General features: G+C 73.5%; 19 protein-coding genes and 3 pseudogenes. 17 read left to right on the top strand and 5 right to left on the bottom strand.

From position 1 onward, the window contains the following. Window positions 1-79: 79 nt before the first annotated feature. Together ACZ4U1_RS17460 and ACZ4U1_RS17455 are read right to left on the bottom strand one after the other, a co-directional pair. Window positions 80-835 carry a TIGR03943 family putative permease subunit gene (locus ACZ4U1_RS17460; protein ID WP_467904065.1) on the bottom strand — a complete coding sequence of 252 codons (756 nt, stop codon included), beginning with the start codon at window positions 833-835 and terminating at the stop codon, window positions 80-82. Continuing rightward, window positions 832-1,869 (bottom strand): permease, encoded by a 1,038-nt coding sequence (locus tag ACZ4U1_RS17455; protein WP_467904063.1) that lies wholly within the window; start codon window positions 1,867-1,869, stop codon window positions 832-834. Before ACZ4U1_RS17455 ends, ACZ4U1_RS17460 begins: the two co-directional genes overlap by 4 nt. Before the next feature lie 215 nt (window positions 1,870-2,084). On the opposite strand from ACZ4U1_RS17455, the gene ACZ4U1_RS17450 reads away from it, so the two are divergent. The 4 genes from ACZ4U1_RS17450 (at window position 2,085) to ACZ4U1_RS17435 (ending at window position 4,994) form a co-directional block, all read left to right on the top strand. Beyond that, complete coding sequence (locus tag ACZ4U1_RS17450; RefSeq protein WP_467904061.1) at window positions 2,085-2,900, top strand: serine hydrolase; 816 nt, start codon at window positions 2,085-2,087, stop codon at window positions 2,898-2,900. Between the two features lie 196 nt (window positions 2,901-3,096). Beyond that, window positions 3,097-3,327 (top strand): response regulator transcription factor, encoded by a 231-nt coding sequence (locus ACZ4U1_RS17445; RefSeq protein WP_467904059.1) that lies wholly within the window; start codon window positions 3,097-3,099, stop codon window positions 3,325-3,327. 130 nt (window positions 3,328-3,457) lie between these two features. After that, on the top strand, window positions 3,458-3,871 hold the full coding sequence (locus ACZ4U1_RS17440; protein ID WP_467904057.1) for an SRPBCC family protein: 414 nt from the start codon (window positions 3,458-3,460) through the stop codon (window positions 3,869-3,871). 1 nt (window position 3,872) lies between these two features. After that, window positions 3,873-4,994, top strand: a complete 1,122-nt coding sequence (locus ACZ4U1_RS17435; protein WP_467904056.1) for a class I mannose-6-phosphate isomerase — start codon at window positions 3,873-3,875, stop codon at window positions 4,992-4,994. 63 nt (window positions 4,995-5,057) lie between these two features. Here ACZ4U1_RS17435 and ACZ4U1_RS17430 read toward each other — a convergent pair whose 3' ends face one another. Continuing rightward, window positions 5,058-6,596 carry a hypothetical protein gene (locus ACZ4U1_RS17430; RefSeq protein ID WP_467904213.1) on the bottom strand — a complete coding sequence of 513 codons (1,539 nt, stop codon included), beginning with the start codon at window positions 6,594-6,596 and terminating at the stop codon, window positions 5,058-5,060. Window positions 6,597-6,860: 264 nt separating this feature from the next. Between ACZ4U1_RS17430 and ACZ4U1_RS17425 the strand changes: the two genes are divergently transcribed. The 3 genes from ACZ4U1_RS17425 (at window position 6,861) to ACZ4U1_RS17415 (ending at window position 9,913) form a co-directional block, all read left to right on the top strand. Then, window positions 6,861-8,000 (top strand): FUSC family protein, encoded by a 1,140-nt coding sequence (locus ACZ4U1_RS17425; RefSeq protein WP_467904054.1) that lies wholly within the window; start codon window positions 6,861-6,863, stop codon window positions 7,998-8,000. Further along, window positions 7,997-9,235, top strand: coding sequence for a PP2C family protein-serine/threonine phosphatase (locus ACZ4U1_RS17420; RefSeq protein ID WP_467904053.1), 1,239 nt, complete (start codon window positions 7,997-7,999; stop codon window positions 9,233-9,235). The genes ACZ4U1_RS17425 and ACZ4U1_RS17420 overlap by 4 nt, the downstream gene beginning before the upstream one ends. A 99-nt stretch (window positions 9,236-9,334) precedes the next feature. Next, entirely contained in the window at window positions 9,335-9,913 is a 579-nt protein-coding gene (locus tag ACZ4U1_RS17415; RefSeq protein WP_467904051.1) for a hypothetical protein, read from the top strand. On the opposite strand, the pseudogene ACZ4U1_RS17410 reads toward ACZ4U1_RS17415, so the two are convergent. Further along, window positions 9,895-10,097: pseudogene (locus ACZ4U1_RS17410) on the bottom strand (DoxX family protein); the annotation flags it as partial. The gene ACZ4U1_RS17415 and the pseudogene ACZ4U1_RS17410 sit on opposite strands and share 19 nt — an antisense overlap. Before the next feature lie 57 nt (window positions 10,098-10,154). Here ACZ4U1_RS17410 and ACZ4U1_RS17405 point away from each other — a divergent pair. Then, entirely contained in the window at window positions 10,155-10,979 is an 825-nt protein-coding gene (locus tag ACZ4U1_RS17405) for a LysR family transcriptional regulator (RefSeq protein ID WP_467904211.1), read from the top strand. A 27-nt stretch (window positions 10,980-11,006) separates the two neighbouring features. Here ACZ4U1_RS17405 and ACZ4U1_RS17400 read toward each other — a convergent pair. Next, window positions 11,007-11,705: pseudogene (locus tag ACZ4U1_RS17400) on the bottom strand (polysaccharide deacetylase family protein); the annotation flags it as partial. Window positions 11,706-12,029: 324 nt separating this feature from the next. Here ACZ4U1_RS17400 and ACZ4U1_RS17395 point away from each other — a divergent pair. From ACZ4U1_RS17395 to hypA, 9 genes and pseudogenes are all read left to right on the top strand, one after another. Then, window positions 12,030-13,550: a hypothetical protein gene (locus ACZ4U1_RS17395; protein WP_467904049.1), complete on the top strand. Its 1,521-nt coding sequence runs from the start codon at window positions 12,030-12,032 to the stop codon at window positions 13,548-13,550. Then, a complete protein-coding gene (locus ACZ4U1_RS17390; RefSeq protein ID WP_467904047.1) occupies window positions 13,537-14,082 on the top strand; it encodes a hemerythrin domain-containing protein in 546 nt (181 codons plus the stop codon). Before ACZ4U1_RS17395 ends, ACZ4U1_RS17390 begins: the two co-directional genes overlap by 14 nt. Next, complete coding sequence (locus ACZ4U1_RS17385; RefSeq protein WP_467904045.1) at window positions 14,079-15,170, top strand: NADH-quinone oxidoreductase subunit B family protein; 1,092 nt, start codon at window positions 14,079-14,081, stop codon at window positions 15,168-15,170. The genes ACZ4U1_RS17390 and ACZ4U1_RS17385 overlap by 4 nt, the downstream gene beginning before the upstream one ends. A gap of 51 nt (window positions 15,171-15,221) precedes the next feature. Continuing rightward, window positions 15,222-17,021, top strand: coding sequence for a nickel-dependent hydrogenase large subunit (locus ACZ4U1_RS17380; RefSeq protein ID WP_467904044.1), 1,800 nt, complete (start codon window positions 15,222-15,224; stop codon window positions 17,019-17,021). Then, window positions 17,014-17,556, top strand: coding sequence for a NifU family protein (locus tag ACZ4U1_RS17375; RefSeq protein WP_467904042.1), 543 nt, complete (start codon window positions 17,014-17,016; stop codon window positions 17,554-17,556). The genes ACZ4U1_RS17380 and ACZ4U1_RS17375 overlap by 8 nt, the downstream gene beginning before the upstream one ends. Further along, window positions 17,553-18,143 carry a DUF5947 family protein gene (locus ACZ4U1_RS17370; protein ID WP_467904040.1) on the top strand — a complete coding sequence of 197 codons (591 nt, stop codon included), beginning with the start codon at window positions 17,553-17,555 and terminating at the stop codon, window positions 18,141-18,143. Before ACZ4U1_RS17375 ends, ACZ4U1_RS17370 begins: the two co-directional genes overlap by 4 nt. 54 nt (window positions 18,144-18,197) lie before the next feature. Beyond that, window positions 18,198-18,404 carry a hypothetical protein gene (locus ACZ4U1_RS17365; RefSeq protein WP_467904038.1) on the top strand — a complete coding sequence of 69 codons (207 nt, stop codon included), beginning with the start codon at window positions 18,198-18,200 and terminating at the stop codon, window positions 18,402-18,404. A 64-nt stretch (window positions 18,405-18,468) separates the two neighbouring features. Next, window positions 18,469-18,678: a hypothetical protein gene (locus ACZ4U1_RS17360; protein ID WP_467904036.1), complete on the top strand. Its 210-nt coding sequence runs from the start codon at window positions 18,469-18,471 to the stop codon at window positions 18,676-18,678. Between the two features lie 7 nt (window positions 18,679-18,685). Beyond that, window positions 18,686-19,030: pseudogene (hypA, locus tag ACZ4U1_RS17355) on the top strand (hydrogenase maturation nickel metallochaperone HypA); the annotation flags it as partial. Between the last annotated feature and the right edge of the window lie 96 nt (window positions 19,031-19,126).

Raw genomic sequence — 19,126 nt, 5'->3', positions numbered from 1 at the left:
TCCGCTGCCGGGCGTGACCGTTGTACGGAAGGTCCCGGAAGGAGTGTCCGCGAGGCCCGGGAGGGCGTGGGTGACGGTCCTAGGAGGGCGTGAGCGGCAGGTCGTCGGTGTAGGCGTTCACCGGCGGGGCGACGGGCCGGGCGTCCCGGACGTCGAGTGCCGCCTCCGCGGTCCTGGTGCCGAGGGTGCCTCGCGGGTGCCAGGTGCCGGTCACCGCCAGCCAGGTGTCGGCGGGCGGTGCCTCGGAGCCGTACACGCGCACCTTGACCGTCTGCGAGTCCGCCGCGCAGCAGGAGAAGATGATGCGGGTCAGGTACCAGCCGCCGTCCGCGCCGGCCGGGGTGACGAAGCCCGTCAGCCGGATGGTGCGGTGCTCGACGGCCCGGCTGCGGTCCTGCTGGACCCGCTTGGTGAAGTCGGTGAGGGTCAGCGGCAGGGGCGAGGTCGCGGGCAGCGGCGCGAACCCTTTCTGCACGGCGACGGGCTTGTCGTTCGAACGGGCCGCGGTGTACGCGCCGAGCGCCGGCGGGGCGTGCAGGAGCAGGCTGAGCGCGGGGAGGAACAGCAGCCAGGCGACGCGCGGGGTGCCGGTGTGGTCGTGGCCGTGGGCGTGCCCGGTGCGGTCGTGGCCGTGCTCGTCCCCGGTGTCCTCGGGGGCGGGGCGACGGGTGACCGCCGCCGCCAGGGCGAGCAGCAGCAGGACCACCCCGGACGCGATCAGCGCAGGGCGCAGTCCGGCCTTGACGTAGCGCAGGTAGGTGTCGGTGAACAGGGCCGTGTGCAGCAGGCCGATGCCGGTCAGAGCCAGGAGCAGGGTCTGGACGGGGCGTCTCACAGCAGCGCGCCTCCGGTCAGGACGCTGACGGCGACCGCCACGACGGTGGTCGCGGTGGAGAAGCGCCAGGCGAAGGCACGGCCGAAGGTGCCCGCCTGGAGGGCGATGAGCTTCAGGTCGACCATCGGGCCGACCACGAGGAACGCGAGCCGGGCGGTCGGCGAGAAGCCGGTGAGGGAGGCCGCGACGAACGCGTCCGCCTCCGAGCAGACGGCGAGCAGCACGGCGAGGGCGGCCAGGAAGAGCACCGAAAGCCACGGCGAGCCGGAGAAGGTGTCGAGGACGGAGCGCGGGACGGCGACGTTGAAGGTGGCGGCGGCCATGGCTCCGAGCACGAGGAAGCCGCCGGCGTGCAGGAAGTCGTGCTGGAAGCCGAGCCGGAACTCGGTCCAGCGGCTGTGGCCGTGCCGGTGGCCGGTGTGCCGGTGGCGCAGGAGGGGCCGCAGCCACTCCTCCTTGCCGAGCCAGAGCCACAGCCAGCCCATCAGGGCCGCCGTGGCGAGGGAGGCGAGCAGCCGGGCGGCGACCATGGCGGGGCTGCCGGGAAAGGCGACGGCGGTGGCCGTGAGGACGACGGGGTTGATCGCCGGGGCGGAGAGCAGGAAGGCGAAGGCGGCGGCCGGGGTGACGCCCCGGCGGATCAGGCTGCTCGCGACGGGAACGGAGGCGCACTCGCAGCCCGGCAGGACCGCGCCGGCGGCGCCGGCGACCGGGACGGCGAGGGCCGGCCGCTTCGGCAGCACCCTGGTGAACAGGTCGGCCGGCACGAACGCGTTGATGGCACCGGACAGGGCGGTGCCGAGGAGCAGGAACGGCAGCGCCTGGACGGTGATGGCCAGGCAGACGGTGCGCCAGGCCTGGACGGCCGGATGGTGCAGCCACGGGGTGCCGGCCAGGAGGAGCACGGCCGTGGCACCGGCTGTGAGCAGGAGGGCGGCGCCGAGCGGCCAGGGCCGGACGCGGCGCACGGGCGGACCGAGGGCCACGGCGGCCGCACCCTCCGCCACACCAACCAGTTCATCCGTTTTTTCCATCATCGCTCCGGATGTCGGCGTCTGGCCGACGATAAGCGAGGAGGGCGGCCCGGCCGTGCGTACACGCCGCCGCGGAGGCGAGCCGGGCGGCACGATGCACCCATCGGGGCGCGTCGCTGACTCTTCGGTGGCTCTTCTCACATTCGGGGCGATTCCGGGCCGAAGGTGACCGGTGCCACGTCGCCGGGAGCGCGCGGTGGCTACGTTCGTGACCCATGTCGTTCCGCCCCTCCCGCACCGCGCGGACCAAGACCGGCGCCCTGCTGGCCTCGGCCGCGGCCCTGCTCTCCGCCGGCCTGCTGCACCCGGCCCCGGCGACGGCCGCCACCGCACCCTCCGGGCACGCCCGGGCGCACGCCACCGCGGCCGTGCTCGACCTGGACGGCACCGGCCGCACGCCGGTGATCCACGGCGAGGACAGGGCGTACGACACCGCCAGCATCGTCAAGGTCGACATCCTCGCGGCGCTGCTGCTCCAGGCACAGGACGCGGACCGGCAGCTCACCGCGCGTGAGCGGGAGCGGGCCGAGCCGATGATCCGGCGCAGTGACAACGCGGCGGCCAACGCCCTGTGGCGGCAGATCGGCGGGGCCTCCGGGCTGGCGGCGGCCAACAAGCGCCTGGGTCTGACGTCGACGACGGGCGGGCCCGGCACCAAGTGGGGCCTGACCCGGACGACCGCGAGCGACCAGATACGGCTGCTGCGGGCCGTCTTCGGTGCCGGCGGCACGGTGCGCGCGGGCTCCGGCGGGCTCGACGCGCACTCCCGCGCGTACGTGCGCACCCTGATGGGTCAGGTCGTACCGGAACAGCGCTGGGGTGTCTCCGCGGCCGGCGCCGCCGGCTCCCGGCAGGCCCTGAAGAACGGCTGGCTGCAGCGCAACACCACGGGCCTCTGGGACGTCAACAGTGTCGGCGAGGTCACCGTCCGGGGGCACCGGTATCTCGTGGCGGTCCTCTCGAACGGCAGTACGTCCATGAGCGACGGCGTGTCCCTGGTGGAGCGGACGGCTCGCGCCGCCGTGGCGTGACGGGACACCGCGCCTCCCCGCCTGGCGCCGCGGGTCAGTGCGCCGACTCTTAGCGACTCAAACCGTCCTCCCGCCCCTGTGACACGCCCGTGACAGTTGGCGGACAGCCTCATGAAGTCCGGCGAGCAGTCTGGAGGAACAAGGGCAAATCGCCCTAATCGGACACTCCCCCAGCCGTTCCGCCGGAGGAACCACCATGAGCGCCACTCTCGCCCCGTCGCCCACCGAAGCCCCCGCCCCCGCGCTGGCTCCGCGCGAGCGGGAGACGCTCCGGCACATCGCCGCCGGTCGCACCTACCTGCAGACGGCCCGCCACATGGGACTGTCCACCCACACCGTGGACGCCTACCTGCGCCGCATCCGGGCCAAGTTCAACATCACCAACACCGCCGAGATGACCCGCGTGGCCATCGCCCTGGGCCTGTGACCGCAGGACGCCACCGGACTCCCGCGAGCACGGCGACGGAGTTTCCGGCGTCGGCCGCCGGGGCTTTTCGGCCGCCGCGGACGGGGCACGCGGTCGGGGTACGACTTCCGACCGGAGGGGCGGTACCACGATGGCCGAGTACGAACGTTCCCGCACGATGCCCGCACAGCCCGAGCAGGTCTTCGACCAGGCGGCCAATGTCGGCCAGCTCGACGCCTGGCTCCCGGAGGCCCTGCACGTGGACGTCGAGGACCCGCCGGCGGTGACCGTGCACGAGGACCGTATCGGCGAGGACATGCCGGCTCTGCTGCGGTCCGAGCCGGACCAGATGCGCCTGGAATGGGGCACCCGGGAGCAGGGCGGCTACGCGGGCTGGCTCCAGGTGGCGGGCATCGGCAGCGGAGCCAGCGAGGTGACCGTGCACCTGTCCTTCTTCGAGGGTGGCCACGACCCGGGCGAGCAGGCGGTGTACGACGCCCTGGACGGCAGCCTTCAGCGGCTGGAGGAGCAGGTACGGATGCGGGTCGACAACGCGGGCGGCTGAGGTGCCGCGCCCGGTGCGCTGGTCCCCGCTGCGCCTGACGACGCCGGTCAAGAGCCATGTCTTCGGCGGCCGGGCCCTAGCCGGCCGGCTGGGCCGGACGGGGTTGCCTGACGGTCCGGTCGCCGAGACCTGGGAGGTCAGCGACGTCGACGGGGAGGGCGCCACGGTCACCGAGGGCCCGCTGGCCGGGCGGACCCTGCGGGAGCTGCTGGCGGAGGATCCCGACGGCCTGCTCGGCGACCGCCCGCCCGCACTCCCCTCCCCCCACCCACCCGGGCTCCCCTCCCCCCACCCACCCGAACCCCGCTTCCCACTGCTCACCAAGTTCATCGACGCCACCCACGCCCTGCCCGTACACCTGCACCCCGACGACGCCACCGCCCGCCGTCTGGAGGGCGAGCCGAACGGCAAGACCGAGGCCTGGCACGTCCTGGACGCCGTACCGGGCGCGACCGCGCTGGTCGGGGTGCGGCCCGGGACGGACCGGGAGCGGCTGCGCCGGGCACTGTTCGCACAGGACTTCGACGCGGTGCTGCGCCGCCTGCCGGTACGCGCCGGGCAGACGGTGTACGTGCCCGGCGGGACCCTGCACAGCTTCGGGCCCGGCACCCTGGTGTACGAGATCGAGCAGACCTCCGACCTCCAGCAGCACGCCATGCCCTGGCGGATGGAGGACGGCACGCCGCTGGACGAGCGGGAGCGGGAGGCGAACATCGAGCGGCTGCTGGCCGAGTGGCGGCCCGAGCCCCGGCCGGAGTTCCAGCCGGGACTGAGCGTCCCGGTGGAGGACTCGGTGGTGCGTACGGTGCTGTGCGCGGGGCCGTACTTCGCCCTGGAACGCTGGACCGCCGGCCTTGCCGCCCGCGTCTCCCGGACGTTCACCACGGCGCAGGTGCTCAGCAACGCCGGCGCCCCGGTGACCGTCGCCTGCGACGGCTGGACCGGCCGGCTCGACCGGGCACGCACCCTGCTGCTGCCCGCGGCGCTCGGTGAGGTGCGGGTGACCGGGCCCGCCGATGTCCTGTTCGGCTACGTCCCGGACCTGGAGGCCGACATCCGGGCCCCGCTGACGGCCGCCGGGCACGGGCCGGCCGCCCTCGCCGCGCTCGGCGAGGGCCTCTAGGCCGGCGCCCGGACGCTGGTGAGCACCTGCGGCGCCGTGGTGCAGGGCGCGGAGGGCCTTCGGTCAGTACCCGGACCCCAGCTTCCGGGTCGCGTAGGCGCACTCCGTGTAGATGTAACCGGACCTGAGCCGCGCGGTGTCCGAGGCCGGGGTCGCCGTGCTGTCGCCGTTCGGTTTGTGCACGAAGTACGTGGTGCCGACGGGCAGGCTGATGGTGCGTTGCGGGTAGTGCTTGCTGCTGTCGTTGCAGGGCTTGAAGCCCGAGAAGACGGTGTCCGCGAGCGTGTACGCCTTGCAGCGGCCGCAGCCCTCGAGGGTGAGACTCCCGGTGACCGGGCCGGTGTACAGGACCGTGATGTCGTCCGGGCTGTCGTTCTTGACCGTGACGGAGATGCTGCCGCCGGAGGCCGTGGTGGGCAGCTTCCTGCCGGCCGCGGGGAGGGTCCGGGCGATCTCGGCGGCTATGGCGATCTTCTCGGCGCGGGCCCGGTTGCTGTGGTGCTTGTGGCCGGCGGCGAACTGCTCCATGGTCTTCTGCGCGGCCTGGAAGTCGCCGTCCTCGTACTGGTCGACACCGCAGGCGTACGTGCCCGAGTCGCCGCTGCGGCCGGCCCTGCTCGCGGCCTTCGCCAGCCGGCCGTCCGCGTCACCGGCCGAGCGGGCCAGGTCGGCGATCCGGGTGTCGAGGCCCTGCAACTGCTCGACGGCGGTGCAGGGTTCCTCGCCGTCGACGGCCCGCTCCGCCTTCTTGACCGCAGAGTCGACGGCGGACACCACCTTGGCCGCCGCCCCGGACCGCGGGAAGGTGTCCAGCAGGTCGCCGAAGCGGGTGACCCAGTCCGCCCGGCCGGTGGCCAACTGCTGGGCGCCGCACTCGTACAGGGCGTTCGCGAGCCGGTCGTCGGGCCAGCCGGCGAGCGGGCCGAGCTGCTCCTTCGGCATCGTGTCCGGCACGGTGCGCAGGTACTTCAGCGGCTCCACGGCGGTGCAGTAGTCGCGGTGGCCGTAGGCCGCGCCGACGGTCGTGTAGTAGGTCCGCAGGCTGGCCGGGACGCTGTGTGCCGCGCGGGAACCGGGGTGGTGCACGGCGATGTCGCGGTAGACCTCCAGTGCGGTCCCGTAGTCCGCTCGGGCGGAGCCGAACGACCGCCGGCCGCTCGTGGCCACCAGGTCGTCGGCGCGCTCCAGGCGGCCGAGGAGCGCCTGCTCCACGGCCTCGTCGTGGGCGTCCTCGTACCAGAGGGCACCGCCGGCCGGTACGGCGAGCAGCAGCACGCCCAGCAGCAGGGCGAGGGGCGCCCGGCCCGGCCGGAGGGACCGGGCGCGCAGTCCGGCGAACGCACCGTGGACGGCCGTCACCAGCAGGAAGGTGGCACAGCCGGCGAGTGCGGCCGAGGGGACGCCGTCGGCGTCGGCGGGGAGCGCGACGAGCAGCAGCACGGCGGTCGCCGCCCAGCAGACGGCGGCGAGCACCCAGCGGCGCAGGAGCGCGTAACCGAGGCCGAGACCGCTCAGGTTGAGCAGGGCGACCGCGGCGGCCCGCACGGCGTCCGGCGGCGCGGGCGGCGGGCCCGCCGGTCTCGGCGGCGGACTCGGCGGCATGGGCGGCAGCGACGGCCCGCCGAATGCCTGGTTCGGACCGTACGGACCTCCGGACATGATGGCTCCCCCCGGTCAACTGCGCCCACATGTCTGCGGATTGGCAGTGTACGGGCGGAGACGCGGACCCGACAGAGGTACGCAAGCCCGCCCTTTCCTACACAACCTTTATTTGCCTCATGCCCCGTTTGTCCGATTATCCTGGGCGGCCGTGCCGGGTCGACCGAGCGGCCCGCGGATCCCGACGAGGAAGGGGGCGAGGACGGCATGCGCGGCGCACGGTGGTCCGCTCTGCCGGCCCGGATGAGACGGGTCGCCCGTACCGACTGGGCCGAGGCCGCCCGGGCGACCGTGGCCGCCGGGCTGACCTGGCAGACCTGTACGGCGCTGCTGCACACGCCCGACCCGTACGCGGGGGCCGTGGCGGCGCTGCTCATCGTCGAGACGACGGTGGTGCGCACGGTCTCGGCGGCCCTGCGGTACGGAGCGGGCTGTCTGCTCGGCGTCCTCATCGCCGTACCCGGCGCCCTCTACGCCCGGCCCGGCATGGCGGGTCTGGCCCTGGTCGTCTTCGCGTCCGTGCTGCCGGCCCGGCGCGGGTTCCTCGGGCACCACGGCATCCATGTGCCGACGACCGCGCTGATCACGTTCGCCCTGGTGCGCGGCCACCACTCCGGCGAGCTGTTCTCCCACCTGGCGGAGATCGTGCTGGGCATCGCCTTCGGGCTGGCGTGCAGCGCGCTGCTGTTTCCCGCGGTGCGGGTACGGTCCGCCGAGCGGGCGCTGGAGGAGCTTCGGGCGCTGGTCGCCCGGTATCTCGACGGGCTGGCCGACACGGTCGTGGCCCGGGAACGCCCCCGGGACGTGCTCGGGCCCGCCTGGGAACGGGACCTGGACACGGCGCTGGAGCGCGCCCGCACCGCCGTGGACGAGGCCCACGAGAGCATGCGGTGGAACGTACGGCCGGTCGCCCGGCGCCGCCGCTGGCACCTGGACCGCCGGGTGCTGCGGACCCTGTCCGAGGTGGCGCGCGAGCTGGCCGCCACGGGCCGGCTCCTCGACGCGCGCCCCGGCGCCGCCGCCGCTCCCGAAACCCGGTTCGCCCAGCCGTACGCGCGGCTGCTGCGCACGACCGCTCTGTGCGCCTACTCCTGCCGGGGCGGCCGGCCGCACCCCGCCCTCCCTGCCACCCGGCAGGCCCTGCACCGGCTCGGCTCCGCCGGCTGCGATCCCCCGGTCACCGGCGCCGAGGCCGGCCGCCTGCTCCGGCACCTGGAGTCGGCCCTGTCGTGCCTGTCGACCCCGGCCCCCGCCCCGCCCGCCCGCAACACCCGCCACCGGGCATTCAGCCCGCTACGGCCCGCACCGCGACGATCCACACGGCGACGATCCACACGGCGACGATGACCCAGCACACCACGTCCGAGCACCCCGCCCCTCAGCCCCGCACCCTCACGAGCACCGGCTCCCGGAGCCCGGCCCGGATCCTGCGCGGCCGCCTCGCCGGAGCCCGTCCGCTGCCGGCGGCGGCCCCCGTGCTGCTGATGGCCGTCGTCGCCCTGACCGATCTGCTCACCCCGGACTGGCTGCACGTCTCACCGGTGATGGCCGCCGTGCCCGTGCTGGCCTCGGTGCTGCTCCCGCTGTGGGCCACCGCGTCCCTCGCCTGCGCCGCGCTGGCCGTGACCACCCTGCTCCAGGCGGACGCGGGCCAGTGCGGGCATCCGGACTCCGACGTCGTGCTGTTCAGCCTGTTCGTGGTCGGACTGACCTCGATGGCCGCCTGTTCCCTGCGCGGGCGCCGGGAGCGCCAGTTGCAGCAGGTCCGCTCCGTCGCGGAGACGGCCCAGCGGGCGCTGATGCACCCCCTCCCCCACCGGCTCGGCCCGCTGGCGTTGCGCGGGGTGTATCTGCCGGCCGAGTCGGAGGCGAGGATCGGCGGCGACTTCTACGAGGCCCTGCAGACGCCGTACGGCAACCGGATCCTGATCGGCGACGTCCGGGGCAAGGGGCTGCCGGCCGTCGGGGCCTCCGCCGCCCTGCTCGGCGCGTTCCGCGAACTCGCCTACCAGGAGCGCTCGTTGATCCGGGTCGCCGAGCGGCTGGACGAGCGGGCCCGGCGGCAGATCGCCGCCGTGGACGCCCTCGTCGGCGAGGAACGGCCGGACGCGTCCGGTGCGCTGTTCACCGAGCGGTTCGCGACCGCGCTCCTGGTGGAGTTCCCGGCCGGCGAGCCCGTGGCCCGCCTCGTGCACTGCGGGCACCCCGAGCCGTTCCTGGTGCGTGCCGGGCAGGTGCACGGTCTGCTCCCCGACCGGCCCGGTGCCCCGCTCGGCCTCGGCGACCTGCTGGAGACGGAACCGTCCGTGCAGACCGTGCCGTTCGTCGCGGGTGACCGGCTGCTGATGTACACCGACGGGTTCATCGAGGCCCGGGACCGGCGGGGCCGGTTCCTCGACCTGACCGCCCACGTCGAGGCGCACGCCGGCCGGCCCCTGGAGGTGATGGTGGCCGGTCTGCGCCGGGACCTCGTCCGCCATGTGCACGGCGACCTCGGTGACGACGCGGCGCTGGTGGCGCTGGAGCGGCTGCCCGAACCCCCTGGGTCACCGGGCCCCGGCCACCGGCGCCCCGGTCCCTGAACGGTCCCCTTTCGGACCGTTCTTCCCGTCCTCCGTCCGGCCGGGCACCGGGTCGCCGATGATGGGCGGGACGCAGCCGGCGAGGGGAGGGAGACGGCCGTGGGATGGACGACCGAGGAGTTCGGGGAGGCCCACGAGGGCATCGTGGGAGCCGTCCTGGCCGACGGCAGTGAGCCGAAGCCCGTGTACTTCGACATCGGCAGCGGCGCCGAGATGTACCGGACCTGCGAGTGGTGGGCGTACGACGGCAGGATGAGCCGGCCGCGGGCGGCGGCGCTGCGGGCCTCGTGCAGCTGCGGCTGGCGCGGGCCGAGCACCCCCGTCCCCTGGGACGAACTGGGCGGGGACGGTCTGGAGGAGCTGGACGTCTCGGGGCCGCGCCGGGACTGGAGCGAGCACATCCGGACCGTCGAGCGGCGGACGGTGCCGCTGCCGGACGAGCTGGCCCAGTTGCTGGAGGCCCTGGAGGACAAGTTGTGCGCGCTGGCCGAGGACGCGCCGGCCGCCGCGCTGCGGGCCGTCGCCGCGCTGGACCGGCTGGCCCGGCGGGCTGGCCGGGAAGCGGCCTGCCTGATCGAGGAGGACGGCGAGCAGCGGTGGGAAAATCTCGGCCGCGCCCTCGGCGTCGACGCCGACCGGGCCCGGTCCCTCGTCACCCGCTACCTGCTGTCGCGCTGAGCTGCGAGGAACAGCGCCGGGAAGCCGATCGTGCGGAACACCCGAGCCCGCACATGGCGGCCACCGCCCCGGCGTAGAACAGCACCAGTCCGGTGCCGGCGGCGAGGCCCAGCGGGCGTACGCCCAGCAGCCCGAGCAGCAGACCCGCCGCCCCGGCGGCCTTCAGCAGGGCCAGCAGGGGCAGCCGGCGGGGGTCCGCACCGACGTCGCCGTGCCGTCCAATACCTGCATCTATGACCTTCTGGACTTCCGTCTCCTCCGTTCCTTCCTGGCGGTCGCCGAGGAGGGCAGCCTGGTCCGGGCCGCCGAGCGGGGGTTCGTGTCCCAGCCGGCGTTGACCAAGCAGATCCGGCAGCTCGAACACCGGCTCGAGGTAGGGCGCTTCGAGCGCTCACGCACCGGGATGGCGCTGGCGGACGCCGGCCGGGAACTCGCCCGCCGCGCCCCGGACGTGCTCGCCGCCTGGGACGACGCCCTGCGCGCCGCGCGGGCCGCCGGCCGGCGCACGGCCCGGGTGCTGCGCGTGGGGTTCGTGGCGAGCGCGGCCGACGAGGCGACGCCGGAGATCGTCGCCGAGTTCGCCCGGCGGCGGCCCGGGTGGCGTGCCGAACTGCGGCAGGCGTCCTGGGCGAACCCGAGCGCGGGCCTCGCCGACGGCGAGGTGGACGTGGCGCTGCTGCGGCTGCCGTTCCCGGGCCAGGGGGCACTGCGCATCGACGTGTTGTCCGGCGAGGAGCGATGCGTGGCGCTGCCGCGTACGCACCGGCTCGCGGAGCGCACGGAGATCGCCTTCCGGGAGCTGTGGGACGAGCCGTTCGTGGCCGCGCCGCCGGAGACCGGTGCCTGGCGCGACCACTGGCTGGCCGCCGATGAGCGCGAGGGCCGTCCGGTCCGTGTCGGCGCGGTCACCGAGCAGCCCGACGACTGGCTGAGCGCCATCGCCAGCGGGTACGGCATCGCCCTCGCGCCCGCGTCCGCCGCGCGGTTCTACGCCCGCCCCGGCGTGGTCTACCGTCCGGTACGGGACTTCGTCCACTGTCGCGTGGACCTGGCCCGCACCCCGTGACCCGGGTCGTACGGCGGGTTCCCGCTAGCCGGTGGGCGCGACGGCACGGCCGGTCTGCGGGGAGATCATGCCCGCGCACAGGCCCTTGGCCGCCAGTGTCCGGGCGATGCCCGGAACGGCGGCGAGGGTGTTGGCCGGCCACTCGTGCATGAGGATGATCTGGCCGTTGGTCAGCCGGGACACGGCCTGCACGATCGCGTCGGTGCTCGCGCCGTTCCAGTCCTGCGAGTCCACGTCCCAGATGATCTGGGTCAGGCCGTACTTGGCCGCCACCGTCCGGACGGTGGTGCTGGTCTCGCCGTACGGCGGCCGGAACAGCTTCGGCGTACCGCCGCCGGCCGCGGCGATCGCCTGCTGGGTGCGCAGCAGCTCGGAGTCGATCTGCGCCTGGCCCAACTGGGTGAGGTGCGGATGGGTGTAGCTGTGGTTGCCGACCCACATACCGGCGTTCACCTCGGCCCGTACCTGGGCGGGGTAGGCGGCCGCGTACTGCCCCTCGTTGAACATCGTGGCCCGCAGGCCGTTCTGCTTCAGGGCGTTGAGCAGAGCCGGCGTGTGGTCGCCCGAGGGTCCGTCGTCGAAGGTGAGCCCGACGTACCCGCCGCAGGCGGCGGCGCGGGACTCGGGTGCGCCGAGGGTGAGTGTGCTCGCCATGGCCAGGCCGGCGACGGCCGCCGTGACGGCGAGCGAACGTAACGGCGTGCGCCTGCGTCCGAACCGCTGCATTGGTTCCTCCCTCTGAAGAGGCCGGTGGAGACCCGCTGAAGAGCCCGCTGACGCCGATGAGTGTTGAAGCGGGAACCGGTGCTGTCAACAGTTTCGGTCGATGTTTCGAAACCTTCGGTGCGGATGTGCATGGCCTTTACGCGCATCCAGCGCCTCTTTCGGACCGGCGAAGTCAGTGTCCCGATCGATCCATTCGAATGTTTCGAACCCTGCGAGGTCTCCTCACCTGTCCGGCCCAATGACGGTGCGCCGGGGGAGCGCGCCGGCGTGAGGGGTGTGACCGTGGGGAGAGGTCCGCGGGTTCCCGAGTGGCGAGGAGCAGGCATGGCGAACGGAGTCGGCGAGGGCTGTGCGCAGCTGAGTGCCGTGGCGGACGCCGTGCTGTACGAGGGCTATCTGCTCTATCCCTATCGCCGGTCCTCGGCGAAGAACCGGGTCCGCTGGCAGTTCGGCGTGTTGCTGCCGCGGAACTGGGTGGAGCGGGACGGACCGGTCACGCCCGGTGTCTCGGGCTCCGCCGACTCCTGGTACCAGCAGACCGAGTGCCTGGTGCGGGCCCCAAGCGCCGACGCGGCGGTACGGGTACGGGTGCGGTATCTGCAGCTTCAGCACAAGCAGGTGGAGGCGGCCGACGCCGACGGGGGGCATCGCCCGGTCGAGTCGCTGCGGACGCCGGACGGGGTCACCCAGCTGTCGTTCGAGGAGGCGGTGCCCCGCGAGACCGAGCTGGTGGTCCCGCTGGAGGAGCTGCTGCGCGGCGGGCGGACCGCCGCCGTGGGGGCGCCGGCCGGCGCGGAGTACGAGCCGCTGCCTTCGGGGGCGGGACGCACCGTGCGCCGGCGCCGGGAGGTGCGGGCGCGGACCGCGGTCGTGGCCGAGCCGCTCGGCCCGGAGCTGTACCGGCTGCGGGTGCGCACCGAGAACACCGCCGACGCGGCCGACCCGGGGGCGCCGCGCAGTGCGGTGCTGGGGCAGGCGCTGCTCGCCACGCACACGCTCCTCGAAGGCGGCGGAGTGGAGTTCGTGTCGCTGATCGATCCGCCCGCCGGGCTCGCGCGGCAGGCGCGCGGGTGCCGCAACGCGTTCACGTTCCCCGTGCTCGGCGGGGCACCGCCGGAGCCGGCGAGCGGCGACGGGGCGACCGGCCCACTGCTGCTCTCGGCACCGATCATCCTCCCGGACCATCCGCAGGTGGCGCCGGAGAGCCCGGGCGACCTGCACGACGCGGCGGAGATCGACGAGATTCTCACGCTGCGCACGATGCTGCTGACCGACGAGGAGAAGGCGGAGGCCCGGGCCACCGATCCACGGGCCGCGCGGATCCTCGACCGCGTGGAGACCATGCCCCGGGAGGTTTTCGCCCGGCTGCACGGCGCCATCCGCTCCCTGACTCCCGCACCGGTCCCCACAGCCCCGACCCCGGCCCAGGGCCCCGCCGGGCGGCCCGCCTGGTGGCGGGAGGGCGGGGACGACGGGCTGTCCCCGTCGACGGACACCGTGCTGGTGGACGGGGTGCCCGTGGGCGGCGGCAGCCGCGTGCGGCTGTGTCCGCGCGGCCGGGGTGCCGACGCCCAGGACATGTTCCTCGACGGGCGGACCGCGCGGGTGGCCGCGGTCTTCCCCGACGTGGACGGCGGCGTCCACCTGGCCGTCACCGTGGACGACGATCCCGCCGCCGAACTCCACGGCTGGTACGGCCGGTTCCACTACTTCCGGCCCGACGAGGTCGCACCGCTCGGCGGGGCCGGCACACCGGGTCCGGCCCAACCACCCCGGCCGCAGTCCCCGCGGCCCGCGCGTCCGGCCGACCGGCCGGAGGAGGGACGGTTCGATGGATGCCCTTGAGGTGCTGGCGCACGACCACCGCATGGTCGAGCAGCTGTTCCGCGACTATCACGCGGCGGCCTCCGACCGGCAGCGCCGCGGCGTGGCCGAGCTGCTGGTCCGTGAGCTGTCCAAGCACGCCGCGCTGGAGGAGATGCTCGTCTATCCGCTCGCCAGGAAGGCGCTCCCGGACGGCGAACGGGAGGTGGACGAGCATCTGAGCGAGCACCTGGCGGTGAAGAGGACGCTCCTCGAACTGGACCGGCTCGGTGAGGGCGACCCGCGCGCCGACGAGCTGGTGGACCAGCTGCGCCGGGAGGTCGAGGAGCACATCCGCGAGGAGGAGGGCGTCATGATGCCCCGGTTGCGCGAGGCCGTCTCCCAGCAGGAACTGGACGAGCTGGGCCGGACGATCGCCCGGGCCAAGCAGGGCGCGCCGACCCGTCCGCACCCGAACGCCCCCGAGAAGCCCCCCGCCCTGACGCTGGCGGCCCCGCTGGCCGCGGCCTACGACCGACTCCGAGACCGACTGCAGCGGAGGCCCACGACATGACCACACAGAGCGGTACCACCGAGGTGAGCCGTGAACCCGGCCGTGCGGAGGCGCGCGGAGAGGGGCTGGAGGAGATCTACATCCTCTGGATCTCGGAAGGCATGAGCTGCGACGGGGACACCGTCTCGCTGACCGCCGCCGGCCAGCCCTCCATCGAGGACGTGGTGCTCGGCCTCATCCCGGGCCTGCCGAAGGTGAACCTCGTCAACAAGGTGCTCTCCCCGAGCCTGGGCGGCGAGGACTTCCTGGCCCCCTACCGGGCGGCCGCGCGCGGCGAGTTGTCCCCGTTCATCCTCGTCATCGAGGGCTCCATCCCGAACCAGAACATCATCGAGGGCGACGGCTACTGGACGTCGTTCGGCAACGACCCGGAGACCGGGGAGCCGCAGACCCTGAACTGGTGGATCGACCAGCTCGCGCCGAAGGCCTGGGCGGTGGTGGCCGCCGGTACCTGTGCGGCGTACGGCGGCATCCACGCGATGGCCGGCAACCCGACCGGCTGCATGGGCCTCGCCGACTACCTCGGCTGGGACTTCAAGTCGCAGGGCGCCCTGCCGGTGGTGAACGTGCCCGGCTGCCCCATCCAGCCGGAGAACTTCATGGAGACCCTGGTCTGGGTGCTCTACCACGCGGCCGGAGCCGCGCCGCCGCCCCCGCTGGACCACATGCTGCGTCCGCAGTGGCTGTTCGGCAAGACCGTGCACGAGGGCTGCGACCGGGCCGCGTACTACGAGCAGGCCGACTTCGCCAAGGACTACAACTCCCCCAAGTGCCTGGTGAAGTCGGGGTGCTGGGGGCCGGTGGTCAACTGCAACGTCCCCAAGCGGGGCTGGATGGCCGGGATCGGCGGCTGCCCGAACGTCGGCGGCATCTGCATCGGCTGCACCATGCCCGGCTTCCCGGACGCGTTCATGCCGTTCATGGACGAACCGACCGGCGGCGCCCTGTCCTCGATGCTGATCAAGCCGTACGGCGCCGTCATCCGCCGGCTGCGCGGGCTGACCAGCGTCGCCGTCAACCGCGAACCCAAGTGGCACCACAACGGCCCGGAACTGACCACCGGTTACGACCCGTACTGGCGTGCCTGAACGGCATCGCCGGAGACCCGTGCGTACAAGGAACGAGGGGCAGGAAACAACATGACGACAACCGAGGACCGGCGCCGGCCCCCGGGGCGCAAGCCCGCGCAGATCGTGGACATGTCCTGGGACCCGATCACCCGGATCATCGGCAACCTCGGCATCTACACGAAGATCGACTTCGCCAACCAGGAGGTGGTGGACTGCCGCAGCACCTCCTCGCTCTTCCGCGGCTACTCGGTCTTCATGAAGGGCAAGGACCCGCGTGACGCCGGGTTCATCACGTCCCGGATCTGCGGCATCTGCGGCGACAACCACACCACGTGCTCCAACTACGCCCAGCAGATGGCCTACGGCGTCAAACCGCCGAAGCTGGCCGAGCACATCACCAACCTCGGCGAGGCCGCCGAGTACATGTTCGACCACACGATCTTCCAGGACAACCTGGTGTTCGTGGACTTCTGCGAGGCGATGGTCAAGGCCACCAACCCGGGTGTGCTGGCCCGCGCCGAGCGCACGGACGCGCCCCGCGGCGACATCCACGGCTACCGCACCATCGCCGACATCATGAAGGCCTTCAACCCCTTCGAGGGCGAGGTCTACAAGGAGGCGCTGAAGGTCTCCCGGGTCACCCGGGAGATGTTCTGCCTGATGGAGGGGCGGCACGTGCACCCCTCCACGCTCTACCCGGGCGGTGTCGGCACGATGCCGCAGCCGAACACCTTCACCGACTACCTCAGCCGCCTGATCCACGTCATCGACTTCATCAAGAAGGCGGTGGCGATGAACGACGACGTCTTCGACTTCTTCTACGAGGCGCTGCCCGGCTACGAGGAGGTCGGCAGGCGCCGGATCATGCTCGGCTGCTGGGGCGCCTTCCAGAACCCGGACGTCGTGGACTACCGGTACGCGACGATGAACGAGTGGGGCCGGGCGATGTACGTGACCCCCGGCATCGTGGTCGACGGCAAGCTGGTCACCAACGACCTGGTCGACATCAACCTCGGTCTGCGCATCATGCTGGGCAGCTCCTACTACGAGGACTGGGTCAACGAGGAGCCGTTCGTCACCCACGACCCGCTCGGCAACCCCGTCGACATGCGCCACCCGTGGAACCAGACGACCGTCCCGGTGCCGCAGAAACGGAACTTCGACGGCAACTACAGCTGGGTGATGAGCCCGCGCTGGTACCACCCGGAGACCGGGCAGCACCTCGCCCTGGACACCGGCGGCGGGCCGCTGGCGCGGCTGTGGTCGACCGCGCTGAGCGGCCTGGTCGACACGCCGTACGTCAAGGCCACCGGCAGCAGCGTGCGCATCTCCCTGCCGAGGGGCGAGACGCTGCCGGAGACGACCCTGGAATGGCACATCCCGAAGTGGAGCAACACCATCGAACGGGACCGCGCCCGCCCGTACTTCGTCGCCTACGCCGCCGCCATGGCGCTGCAGTTCCTGGACGAGGCGATGGGGATGCTGCGCGCGGGTGAGACCAAGGTCTTCGAGAACTTCGAGGTACCGGAGGAGGCGATCGGCTGCGGCTTCCACGAGGCGGTGCGCGGCGTCCTCTCCCACCACCTGGTGATCCGGGACAAGAAGATCGCCAACTACCACCCCTACCCGCCCACCCCGTGGAACGCCAGTCCCCGCGACATCTACGGCACCCCCGGCCCGTACGAGGACGCCGTCCAGGGCCAGCCGATCTTCGAGGAGAACGGGCCCGACGACTTCAAGGGCGTCGACATCATGCGGACCGTACGCAGCTTCGACCCCTGTCTGCCGTGCGGGGTGCACATGTACATGGGCAAGGGGAAGACACTGACAACGGTGCACTCGCCGACGTACGGGGCGAACCATGGCTGACCTCGGGCGGCTCACGGACCCTGACGTGGAGGGGCGGCTGGCGCGGCTGGACGAGCTGCTGGGCCGCCTGGAGACCGCTCCCGGGCCGATGGGCGCCACGGCCGTCGAGACGGTACGGGTGCTGACCGAGGTCTACGGCGAGGCGCTGGCCCGGGTGCTGGACCTCGCCGGACCGCAGCTGGCCGCCCGGCTGGCCGAGGACGAGCTGCTGGACCACCTGCTGGTGCTGCACCAGCTCCACCCGGAGCCGGCGCAGCGGCGGGCCGCCCGCGCGGTCGACCGGCTCCGCCCGGCGGTGCGCGACCGGGGCGGCGATGTGGAGCTGGTCGGTGTCGAGGGACAGGTGGCCCGGGTGCGGGTGAGCGAGGCCGGTGGCTGCGGGGCCGGCTGCGGCGGCGGGCCCACGGTCGCGGACGCGGTGCGGGAGGCGGTACTCGCCGCCGCACCGGAGCTGACCGAGGTCGAACAGCTCCCCACGCCGACGCCACCGGCCTTCGTACCGCTCGACTCCCTGCTGGTGCGGGAGGCGCGGTGAGCGTGGACGGGGCGCTGGCCCGGGTCATCCGCTCGACCACCGCCGACCGGGACGGCGGCGAGCGGTGCGACCTGTGCGCGGAGCCCGTGCCGGAGGAACACCGCCATCTGTACGCCGCCGAGCGCGAGGAGCTGCTGTGCGCGTGCGGCGCGTGCGCGGTGCTGTTCACCGGGGACGGCGCGGGCGGCGGACGGTATCTGCCGGTGCCGCGGCGGCGGGTACGCCTGGAGCCGGTGGACACCGAGCCGCTCGGGGTGCCGGTGGGCCTGGTCTTCTTCGTGCCGCGCGCCGACGGCACGGTCACGGCGCAGGGGCCCAGCCCCGCCGGGGCGATGCGCTGGGAGGTCGACGCGGCCCGCTGGGCCCGGATGTGCGCCGTGTGTCCACCGCTGGCGACCATGGCACCCGAGGTGGAGGCTCTGTTGGTGAACACCGTGCGCGGCCTGTCCCACCACTGGATCGTGCCGGTGGACGACTGCTTCCGCATGGTCGCACTGGTCCGCCGGGAGTGGCGCGGCCTCGCCGGCGGCGGCCGGGTCTGGCCGGCCGTCGAACAGTTCTTCGCGGAGCTGACCGAGCGGTCGTGAGGACCTGACAGTCGTGCGGACCTGAGAGTCGTACGGACCTGAGAGGAGAACGAGATGGGCACCATCCGAGTGGGCCGCCCCCACGTGAAACCCGACACGCCCCGCCATGTGCCCGGACTGCACCAGGGCAACAAGGGCCCGGGCAAGCACCAGACCGGGCACCACAAGGACGGCACGTCCGACGCGCGCCGTTCCACCGGGATCCACTGGAAGCGGCACAACGCCCTCATGAAGACCATGCCGAACATCTCACCGGGATGAGCGGGTCGAGCGTGTCGAGCGGGATGAGCGGGTGAGCGGGATGCGGAAACGGAGAGGTACCGGGATGAAGCTGTACCGAGCAGGAGCGAGAGGCGCTGCCGCGGCGGCTCGGATGCGCGCCGGGAGGACGGCTCGCCGGGTGCTGGTCGCCGAGGCCGCCGTGGTGGGCGGCCTGGCGCTCGCGCTGTTCGTCCGGGAGATCCCGGGGATCCGGCGCGAGGTGCGCATCTGGCGCATGATCAACGTGCGCTCCGGCGCCCAGCGCCCGCGCTAGACCGGCCGTGCACGAGCTGTCGATCGCGACCGCGATCGTGGAGCAGGCGGCGGAGATCGCCCGCGCGGACGGCGCGGACGGCGTGTCGTCGGTGACGGTCCGGGTCGGTGAGCTGGCCGGTGTCGTCCCGGACGCGCTGCACTTCGCGTTCGAGGTGGCCCGCGACGGCACGGCCCTGGCCGCGGCCAGGCTGGTCGTGGAGGAGGTGCCGGCGCGGGCCTGGTGCGGGGGGTGTGCCGAGGAGTTCGCGGTCGGCATGCCGCCGTTCTTCTGGTGCCCGCGCTGCGACAGGCCGTCGCAGGAGCTGCGCGGCGGACGGGAGTTGGAGATCACGGGCGTCGAGCCGGTCCCGGGGGGGGGGGGGGGGGGGGGGGGGGGGGGGGGGGGGGGGGGGGGGGGGGGGGGGGGGGGGGGGAAGGGGGGAGGGGGGGGGATGGCGGCAGCCCAT

The sequence above is a fragment of the Streptomyces sp. NPDC028928 genome (assembly GCF_055564915.1).
Note: the sequence above shows the minus strand (reverse complement) of the source record. Positions and strands in the feature narration are given on the sequence as shown.